Origin of the sequence: Arsenophonus sp. ENCA (assembly GCF_002287155.1) — a bacterium.
GTDB classification, from domain to species: domain Bacteria; phylum Pseudomonadota; class Gammaproteobacteria; order Enterobacterales; family Enterobacteriaceae; genus Arsenophonus; species Arsenophonus nilaparvatae.
On sequence record NZ_NHNG01000537.1, the window covers coordinates 1 to 524 of the forward strand.

Sequence of the window (524 nt, forward strand, 5' to 3'; positions counted from 1 at the left end):
ATGTGCGATAGAATCAGTAACGTGATAATCAAAAAAAATCTAATTATTTAGAATGAAAGCCAAGGGTTAATTGAAAATCTTGAGTTTTTCGAGGTGCCCATTAATAGATGTGCTAGCAACTGGCTTTATTTTACGTCGAGGGCAAAATTTTAGAGATAACTTAAAGCGCGTAAAAGATATATTACATGTAGTATATCCTGATAAACTCTAGTGCTATTTACCTTTAGTAAACAGATCAATATCAGCAAACTATAGATCTGTTCGTTTTACTGCAAAAAATATTCTCTCTAGCTAAGGCATTTAAATGATACAACAGCACACTTTAATAAAGGGATTAATTTCATTTCTATGTAATAACCTACCAACCAACACCAATTTTAATAAGTAACGGAGTCATAAATGTCGAGACGACTTAGAAGAACGAAAATTGTTACTACTCTCGGTCCCGCGACTGATCGTGATAATAACCTGGAAAAAGTGATTAAAGCCGGCGCAAACGTTGTTCGTCTAAACTTTTCTCATGG

Annotated in this window: 1 protein-coding gene and 1 pseudogene; both read left to right on the plus strand. The window is 34.0% G+C overall.

Going from position 1 to position 524, the window contains the following annotated elements; translation table 11 throughout:
* Positions 1 to 100 precede the first annotated feature (100 nt).
* Positions 101 to 211, plus strand: a pseudogene (locus CBG25_RS13940) (transcriptional regulator HexR); the annotation flags it as partial.
* A gap of 188 nt (positions 212 to 399) precedes the next feature.
* Positions 400 to 524, plus strand: a 125-nt coding sequence (locus CBG25_RS13945; protein ID WP_290607348.1) for a pyruvate kinase, incomplete at its 3' end; no start/stop codon positions are given.